4 protein-coding genes are annotated in these 5,669 nt (G+C 34.8%); all 4 read left to right on the top strand.

All coding sequences use genetic code 11. The features are described from left to right. Window positions 1-522: hypothetical protein (locus K8F54_RS08200; protein WP_290789340.1), on the top strand; the 522-nt coding region annotated here is incomplete at its 5' end. A 92-nt stretch (window positions 523-614) separates the two neighbouring features. Next, on the top strand, window positions 615-1,982 hold the full coding sequence (locus K8F54_RS08195; protein ID WP_290789338.1) for a T9SS type A sorting domain-containing protein: 1,368 nt from the start codon (window positions 615-617) through the stop codon (window positions 1,980-1,982). Between the two features lie 65 nt (window positions 1,983-2,047). Further along, the gene (locus K8F54_RS08190; RefSeq protein ID WP_290789336.1) at window positions 2,048-2,848 is read left to right on the top strand and encodes a hypothetical protein; all 801 of its coding nucleotides are present in this window, start codon (window positions 2,048-2,050) and stop codon (window positions 2,846-2,848) included. Between the two features lie 70 nt (window positions 2,849-2,918). Beyond that, the coding region (locus tag K8F54_RS08185; RefSeq protein WP_290789334.1) for a histidine kinase at window positions 2,919-5,669 on the top strand (2,751 nt) is incomplete at its 3' end.

Below are 5,669 nucleotides of genomic sequence, written 5' to 3'. Positions count from 1 at the left end.
GTAAGAGCAGGATCTGCCTATTTCTTTGAGTGTGAAAAACCTCCTACTCCCAAACTTTGCTGTGATATTCCAGATGTGGATATCACATTAAATCGCGTTGGGAAAACCGATAAATTTAACCTGAATATTAATAGTGCAAATTCCGCCATTCAGGAAGTCGAAGTATCTATGATCGATTATCACGCAGAATACGAGAGTGAATCTTGTAAACCGAAAGACATAGGAATCTTTGGTAATATAAACTCGACTACAACCAATTTTGGAGGATTACTATTGACAGATAATAACACGCATGCACCTGTTTGGGAAGCTGGCTCTCCATCAGTTTTGAACGGCTCAATAGGTATCTTAATCTCTAAACCTAATTTGTTTGATATCCGGAATTGCAGGAATAGTAAGTTTTATTTCTGCCTAAAAGTCAAAATGACGGATACCGATTGTAACATTTGCGAGCAAATAGTTTGTGGGACACTTGAATTGGGTCCGTCTCAATTCCCTGGTGGTGGTGTTTTTAAAAAATAATATTATAAAACTTAATAGTAATAATCTTTTGTTAATGGAGATAATTGAAATGCAATAATAAATCGAGTAGGTAATTTTAAAATATAGAAATTATGAAAACAAAAATTCTTATCATATTAACTTGTATTATTAATTTGAACCTGAATGCTCAGTTTGGTCCTCAACAAATAATTTCAACAAATGCGAATTCAGCATCTTCTGTTTCAACAGCTGATATAGATGGCGACGGTGATATGGATGTGCTTTCTGCCTCTTTTGGGGATGATAAAATAGCTTGGTATGAAAATGATGGTCAAGGTAATTTTGGTTCTCAGCAAATAATTTCAATAAATGCTGATGGAGCATACTCAGTTTATGCAGCAGATTTTGATAGCGATGGTGATTTGGATGTGCTTTCAGCCTCTCAGACCGATGACAAAATAGCATGGTATGAAAATACAGATGGATTAGGAAATTTCGGTAACCAACAAATTATTGTTGGGAGCACAAATGATCCATTATCAGTATATGCGACAGATATTGATGGCGATGGCGATATGGATTTTATTTCCGCTTCTATGTTTGATGATAAAGTCGCATGGTATGAAAACACCGATGGATTAGGTAATTTTGGACCCCAACAAATAATAACAACTAATGCAGATGCTGCACATTCAGTTTACGCTACAGATATAGATGGAGATGGCGATATAGATGTACTTTCGGCTTCTTCTGGAGACAATAAGATTGCATGGTACGAAAATACTGATGGTCAAGGCAATTTTGGAGCTCAGCAAATAATTTCAGTAAATGCCATTTTGGCCTTATCGGTTTTCTCAATTCATATAGATGGTGATGGAGATATGGATGTGCTTTCTGCATCACGATCTGATAATAAAGTAGCATGGTATGAAAATACAACCGGGCTAGGTAATTTTGGACCAGAGCAAATAATCACAACTAATGCAATTGGTGCAACTTCCGTACACTCAGTTGATATAGATGGCGATGGAGATATGGATGTCCTTTCAGCATGTGCACATATTGATGCTATAGCTTGGTATGAAAATACTGATGGACAAGGGGGGTTTGGACCACAACAAATAATCACAACAAACGCTGTTTTTACCAAATCTGTAGTTGCTAGTGATTTGGATGGAGATGGGGATATGGATGTGCTTTCAGCATCTTATGAAAATGTCAATATCGCTTGGTATGAAAATCAACATCTGTTGTCAATAAACGATAATATATTATTAAAACTCCTATTATATCCCAACCCAACTAATAACTTTGCAACCATTTCCTTAGAGGAAGAAGCCACTTATTCACTAATCAATATACAAGGGCGAATTCTTCAACAAGGACAATTTACTATCGGAGACAACACTTTGGATGTTTCTCAATATGCACGCGGCCTTTACTTTATCAATGTGAAAACAGTTGTCGGCAATACAACCCTAAAACTAATCAAGAAATAAGGCTTGTTAAGAACAGAGTTTATGTCTTTCTTAATAGAAGTTTACGATTTTAAAACATATAAGTTATGAAGATAATATTTTTATCATTAATAGTGCTTTTTTATGGTTCTATCAAAGCACAGGTAGGTATCAATACTATCTCACCTAAAGCTTCTTTAGATATTGAAGTAAGTAATCGTGTATTGCCCGATGAAACAGACGGCATATTGATCCCAAGAGTTGATGAATTTTCAGTAACGACACCTATTTCTGCTCAAGATGGAATGTTAGTTTTTGTAACCGGAAACGGTACTCCAGCTAAAGGTTTTTATTATTGGGATGATAATTCTTCTTCTTGGGTACCTATAAATAAAACAAGACACTATGTAGGAGAATTGTATGGTGGAGGCATCGTGTATTATGTTTATGACGATGGAGAGCACGGTCTTATCGCTAGCCTTGATGATCTGGATGATGGTAGTGGAGTAACGTGGGGTTTAGATGGTGTAGATGTTACTAATTGTGAAAGCTATTTTGATGGAATTACAAATACTGCTTCCATTATTGCAGCAGGAGGACAATCAAACGAAGCAGCAGGGCTTTGTAATACCTATACCGCTTTTGGTTTTAGCGATTGGTATTTGCCAAGTTTACTTGAATTAAGAGAAATGGAAAATGCAATTTTAACGCTTAATATTGTATTAACAAATGACGGAGACGCAACATCTAACCCAATAAGTATGGATTATTTTAGTTTACATTCGTATTGGACTTCCACTGAATATATTGGGAGTTCCACTTCTTATTCTCATAATTTTTATAGTTTTTTTACTCAGATGCACAGTAAGACTTCTACGCACAAAGTAAGAGCAATACGTTCCTTCTAACAAGTCTTCTGGTATAGAAAGATAGTTTAATCTATATTTTTATAACTTTAAACTAGCATTCCTCTAAAACATGAAAACCAATAAATTCTATATCGTACTTCTATTGTTAAGTATGATATGGAATTTTTCTTTGGCGCAAAACTATACCAATTACACCGAAAAAGATGGTTTGGCAAGTAATTTTGTATATAGGATGACACAGGACAAAGAGGGGTTTATTTGGTTTTTGACTAATAAGGGGATTAGCAAATTTGACGGTAAAACTTTTAAAAGCTTTACTACGAAAGAAGGATTGCCTACCAATGATAATTGGAATATCCGGATTACTCCCGATAATAGAGTTTGGTATTTTTCCAGAAGTGATGAATTGGGATTTATTAAAAATGATAGTGTCTATAAATTTAAAGCCAGTAATGGCAAAATGATGAACCCGAATGGTCGAATATTCCAATCTGGTAAGGATATTTCTTTTGTTGACTATTGGGATTCATATCTTTTTTCCGATTCCATCTGGCATTCCAGTAAGAATCAAAAAAACAGAATACAATTACTGAATAGAGATGTATTTATAGTTTCTGATAGTACGTCACGGGATGTACGACTTGAAGATAAACAAGAACGGCTTTTATTAAGATTAAAAAAAAATTCGGTCTATAGTACCTTTTATCAATTTAATGATTCCCTATTAGCTAGAGCCTTTGATACTTATTTCGAAATAATTAATTTGAATAGTTTCAAGACTGTTTACGGAGATATATCCCGCTTCGAAATAAATAAGGATCGAAAGAATTTTATGAGGTTTAAGCAGGCAAACGATATGTTACAACTTTCCGGACGCAATTGGCTTATAACACTTGATGACCAATTCGATATAAAAGAAACCTTTATTATACCAGAACAATTAAATTCCACTTATAATTTTCAGGATAAGGACGGATTCATATGGGTCGCCACTAGTACGAACGGAGTGTATAAATTGCCCATTGGCTATGATTCCTTATTAACATTATTTGAGGGTAAGAAGATTGCAAAAATCACTGAAATTAATGATCTTATTTATATTGGGGTTGAAGAAGAAGGGGTTTATAAGTTGCAAAATAACTACCCGGAATTGTGGGTGAAAGAGAAAATTCATTTATATAATATCTCTACGATCAATGAAGCTATCTGCTATAATTTTAGGCTCCATTTAATTTTAGAGAAAAAGGGAGTATTTATGAGAGTTGCATCTCAAACATCTTCGTTTGTATATGGTAAAAATCTGTTATGCTATAATGACACTTATTTCGCGGAAGGTAATTCTGGGATTTGGAGGTTAAATAAAAATTTAGGGCCAGAAAGGGGATATGATAATCATCCCTACTATCAAGGACTTTTCAAGCAGACCGATTCACTCTTTTCTTTTAGCTTTAAACAGATGCTCTTTTATGATTCTGAAAAGGATATTTTCCAAGGATATAAAGATGAACAAATTCAGCAAAAATTCCTTACCAACACACTATATAATTCTCAAAACTACATCGGTACCGAAGGAGATGGTTTGTATCGTTTTACGGAAGGGAAACTTAAAAAAATAATTCAGAAAGACCATGCGATTATAAATCAAATCTCAGTAGAAAATCCAAAATCGATTTGGGCAGTTTCTGAAGGTGTATTACTTCATTATGCAGCAAATGATGCCGGAGAATTTACCTTAGAGCGTTACAATCAAATAAATGGGCTTCCTACTAATAATTTAACCAAAATACTTTTTTACAAAAACCAATTGTACCTAGGTTCAATTACTGGTCTGAATATTATTGATAAAAAAGAAATAAAAGGGACAAGCGTTTTTACGCCCTATATTAAAAGTATTCAGGTAAATGGGAAGAAAACAGTTGGAGATTCGTTAGTGTTTAAGTATGATGCTAATCTAAATTTCAAGATAAATTTTGGCTCCATCAACTTTTTCGATGCCAATAATACTCGCTTTGAATATCGATTAAGCCCTATTCAAAATAGCTGGACCACTACCCAATCGGGGGAAGTGAATCTATTCGATCTGCAACCTAATGATTATACCCTTCAGCTTCAGGTTTCTCACAACAATGCAATCAAGTATAAAAATATTACTATAAAAATAATTCCAAAATGGTGGCAAACCGAAATGTTGACCCTTGTGATTACCCTGATTTTGATCTTGACCATGCTTTCTATTTTGTTCTTTGTATTTAGGCATTTCCAAATTAAACTGTTGCGGGAGCGAAAACTGGCTCAACTCGAATTAAGTGCGCTTCGTTCACAGATGAATCCACATTTTGTACACAACTCCTTGAACGCGATTCAGTACTACATTCAGCGGCATGAAGTTGAGCTATCGGAAGATTATCTTGCAAAATTTTCAAGATTGATCCGCTTATTTTTCGAATATTCTCGTAGGCGAACCATTAGTATAAAGGATGAGATTGAACTGCTTCGCCATTATTTGGAAGTCGAAAAACTGCGATTCGAGGATAAGTTGGAATATGAAATTATTGTTGACAATAAAATAGATGATGAAGAACAGTTAATTCCCTCAATGATCTTGCAGCCTATAGTTGAAAATGCCGTGAATCACGGTTTGTTTCATAAAAATGAAGGAGGGACAATACTTGTAAAGTTCGATGCTGTGGATGCCTCTAAATTTAAAGTGACAATTCAGGACGACGGCATAGGTGTGAATCGGGCGAAAGAAATTTATCGAACATCCACAAAAAATTACCAGTCACGGTCTTCGGCCGTATTGGAAGAACGCCTGGAACTTTTAAAACTAAGTAAGGAATGGAATGTGACCTATACCATA

It is taken from the genome of Altibacter sp. (assembly GCF_019913785.1).
Lineage (GTDB): Bacteria > Bacteroidota > Bacteroidia > Flavobacteriales > Flavobacteriaceae > Altibacter.
The sequence above is the reverse complement of the archived record's forward strand: the minus strand, read 5'-3'. Positions and strand labels throughout refer to the sequence as shown.